The sequence below is a fragment of the Novipirellula herctigrandis genome (genome assembly GCA_007859835.1).
Lineage (GTDB): Bacteria > Planctomycetota > Planctomycetia > Pirellulales > Pirellulaceae > Novipirellula_A > Novipirellula_A herctigrandis.
In genome coordinates this window covers 1186260-1190084 of the sequence record SJPJ01000001.1, presented here as the reverse complement: position 1 = coordinate 1190084, position 3825 = coordinate 1186260, and the positions used below count along the sequence as shown (strand labels likewise).

General features: G+C 51.7%; 3 protein-coding genes. 2 read left to right on the top strand and 1 reads right to left on the bottom strand.

The window, feature by feature from the left end; all coding sequences use genetic code 11:
* Positions 1-404: 404 nt before the first annotated feature.
* Both CA13_RS04090 and CA13_RS04085 read left to right on the top strand, forming a co-directional pair.
* Positions 405-893: a hypothetical protein gene (locus CA13_RS04090; RefSeq protein ID WP_146394714.1), complete on the top strand. Its 489-nt coding sequence runs from the start codon at positions 405-407 to the stop codon at positions 891-893.
* Between the two features lie 136 nt (positions 894-1029).
* Positions 1030-2055 (top strand): DUF4303 domain-containing protein, encoded by a 1026-nt coding sequence (locus CA13_RS04085; RefSeq protein ID WP_146394713.1) that lies wholly within the window; start codon positions 1030-1032, stop codon positions 2053-2055.
* Positions 2056-2565: 510 nt separating this feature from the next.
* Here CA13_RS04085 and CA13_RS04080 read toward each other — a convergent pair.
* Positions 2566-3825, bottom strand: a 1260-nt coding sequence (locus CA13_RS04080; RefSeq protein WP_419193915.1) for a transposase, incomplete at its 5' end; no start/stop codon positions are given.

Here is a 3825-nt window from a genome sequence, read left to right as displayed (position 1 = left end):
TCACACTGGCCACGGATTGATTTCCCCGACAACTCCATCGCCCAATACAGCGAATCACTGCCAACATCGAAGCCGACGTTGACGATTCGGACGGTGTCAGAGATGTTTTGGTTTTGTTGATCTAAAAGAGTTGATTTCGACATTGAGTTTGTAGTAGAATTCATGAGGCTTCTTTCGAATGTATTGTCGAACCACGATCTCCAAATTGTTGGTTACGACCACTAACACCAAGTGAGCGAATCCTCGTGATTCAGCTCGTTTATTACATCGAGAGAAGCCATTTTCGTTTCAAAATCCAATAAGTCCACCTAAGAGTATGTGCACGGAAGGACGGCTTGCACGGTTTTGAAGTGAAACGTCTTCCGTCCGTCCCCCGTGATGTCCACCGTTCGTCGACTGAAATCATGTTACGCAAGACATTCCCAACGCTCGTCGTGATGCTTCTTGTCGCGTCTTCTTTACGCGGAGACGAGGTGCGATCCAATATGGCTCTCGGCGTTTACACTTGCGATGTTACGGATGATGCGATTGCCAACGCGCCGCAATGGACTGACCTAAATCGAGACCCGCCACTTGCGATGCTCGGTGCTGTCCGTGCTGCAACTGCGAAGCTTAAAGCCTTGCCCGCCAACACGGATCCTGTCAAATGGACGCTTCATCGTGTCACACTCAAACGCAACGCTAGCGACGGATGGTATTACGTTGCAACATTCCGCAGCAAATTCGTTCCTGATCCACCTGATGGTCGCGGTCGCGCGAGCACAGGAATAAATCCATACAGGACTCCGCGCGACCTAAACATCCCCGTATTGATGAACGGGGTTGTACCAGAGTTTTCAGTCAAGCGACACGCTGACGACATGTTGAAGCTACTGGATGATTTAGACTTGTAAGCCTGCGACGAACCATGCAATTCACCGAAGTGCGGCATGGCGCGTTTGCAGATGGAAACCACCTTGGCCGCACTCGGTGATTGCGGTCGTTATCCGAATAGAATGTGGCTCCAAGGCGAACTTAACCTGAACGAAAATGACTGACATCCACGACGACCTCAGGCGCGCGACTGCTGACGCGATTCGCAAAGCCTGCGCAGATATGGCTCGCGAATTCGGTTCTGATCCGATACATGGGTTCGCTCTTTGCACAGACGACAACGTGATGACCGTCTATTCCACGGCTTGCACGAAGTCATGGGTTGCTGAACGTGAGCCGGATTACAGCGGGATCGGATCCATCTATGCAGAATGGGTTCAGAATGCGGGCGACCATCATTTTGATCCGATATCGAAAGCTGTTGCTGCGTTGGCGGAGAGTGACAAATCTACCATCAAGCAACGGTTTGACTGCCTCAAACTTGCTTTGGAAGACTGTCGAAACGAGGGACTTTTCGATCCCAACACGATTCTCCTGTGCGGAAGCACCGATGGCGTAGGTGAAATGGAGATGGAAGCCGTCGATCGCCTGAACTCAACGGAAATAGCGGGTCAGGTCGCAGAAGATCTTTCTGCAGATGATTACGGCGACGATTCCGATCCTCCGGATAGAACGCCGAGTCGACGCACGGGTTCACGTCTCGGCAAATTGGTGGCCGTATTCAGCCAGGCTTTTCGCCGAGATGCGAATCAACTGACGTCGATGGAGATAGTCCCTGGGCGTGGAGTGGAAGGATGCGAAATCGGCTTTGCGAGAAACACCGCACGCGAAGTTTTTGGCATCACTGAGAGTACGAGCGCCAACTATTTTGAATTCCCTCAAATAGGCGTCGACGTACAATGTCGCAAAAAGATGATTGATACTATTTACTTCTTTTTTCGAGCCAAAAACTACGAATCATTTAATGGTGTAACTCGAGAAGGAATCGGTGCGAACAGTTCCTTAAAGCAAGTCATTCGCACGTACGGAACGCCGGACAAGAAAGATCAAGGTCCAACTTCTAGCGGAGGCACATATGAGCATGTTTACTACTATCGCCTGGGGATTGAATTCAACTTTCACCATAACGAACTTGAAGATATTCGAGTATTTGATGCCAGTGAGGTCGAGCCAAAGCCGTGAACCGAGTTGCGTTTTAGGCACTATGCCAGTCAGAAAATCGGATAACCATCGCGTCGCTTTACGCTTGTTTGTCAAGCGGCGTAGCGGCAAGCGAGCCGATTCTTCGAGCTCGCGTTAAGCCGCTGAAGCTTCGAACATGCTTTACCCTTGGAGTTGACTCTCCCATTTTTGCGCGCAACTTTGTGTTGCTTGGTTCTGTTTTGCACTTCGCTGATTCGTTGCTTCCACTCACACATCGAACCGAATCCTAGACTGGCAAAGTTCGCGTTTGGGCTCTCGTTCGGAGCAATCACTTGATCTTACTCATTGGCCATGTCGAAGGATAAAAGCGACCGGTGTGACAGGACTCAGACTCACTCGCCTGGTCAATGTGCACCGATCATGTTGGGCGGATGCCAACTGATAATGCCATGGTGGTCATCACCGGTCGCCAAGGTTCATTCGTCTGAGTCGAAGGCGTTCCTCCTAGGTTTTCGTTATTTCAAAAGTTATCGCTGACGGACGTTTCGACTAGGCTGCTTTAGCGTGCTCGCTTGCCATCACAAAGACGCGACCCGGATCGAATGGCTCGCCGCTCTTGTACCAACCGTAAAACATTTTCAAAATCTTTCGCATCACGCAAACATTCGCCTTTTGACCTGGCATCTTGTCGGCTTCCTTCTTCTTCCAGTAGTAGTCACCAAAGAGCTTACCGCGACCGACCAGCGGAATCGCCATCAAGTTCAGTACGTAACGTAGTTCGCTCCGGCCGCGACGGCTGATCGTCGTCCGGCCTCGCCATTTGCCACTTTGACGTTCGCACAAGTTCAACCCTGCATAACGCATCAGTTGCGAGACCGTGCGGAAATCATCCGGCGGTCCCATCTCGGCGACCAAACGCGAAAGCATCCGAAGCGTGACGACTCCCTTGCGTGGAGCAGGTAACCGCGGATCGGAAGATTGAAGCGTCAGGTAAAGCTCTTGCATTTGACTTTCGATTTGTCGTTGCTGCTGCAAAAACGTCGTGATTTCCGTATAAAGTTGCTGCACGGCGGTGGCTCGGATTTCGGCAAGCGTGGCAGCCAAGTCATCCTTTTGAGTGCTTGCCGTATCGTTGGCTGCTCGCCAGAGCTTTTTCAGAGTCGCCTTCTTGGTGTGTTTGCTGCAAGCTTTCATTCGTCCGTAGAAGGCTTCCTCGCCCACCGCAAGAATCGCGTGCGGGTTGCCGGCAAACTGCTCGATCAGCGCACGGCCGGTCGGTCCGTACAACACCGACTTGTCCAATCGAAGATCCGCAAACAGACTTCTCAAATCAGCGTGCAGTTCGCACTTGGCGACCTTGATGCGGGCTTCACAGCGGAGGACCAACCGATGAAGTTCACGTAGCTGCGCGTAATGTTTATCAAGCTTACGGTCTTGGATCAGTTTGCCGACTTTGGCAACCGTCAGCACCGCTTTGGGATCGCGTTGGTCGGTCTTGCCATGATCGGCGAATTGAATCGTGCGGAATTTGGCTACGGCTTCTCCATGCACCAACGCGGTTCGCATGCCGAGTTCATCGGCCAGCTGCAGAAGTCGTCGATGATAGATGCCCGTTGACTCACAGAGGACACGAATTTGATAGTCACCGTGTTGTTGGACTTCGTTGCGGATCTCTTCGAGCGTTGTGCGTATGTCGGAACTGTTGTTTTCACACTGGCCACGGATTGATTTCCCCGACAACTCCATGGCCCAATACAGCGAATCACTGCCAACATCGAAGCCGACGTTAACGATTCGGACGGTGTCAGA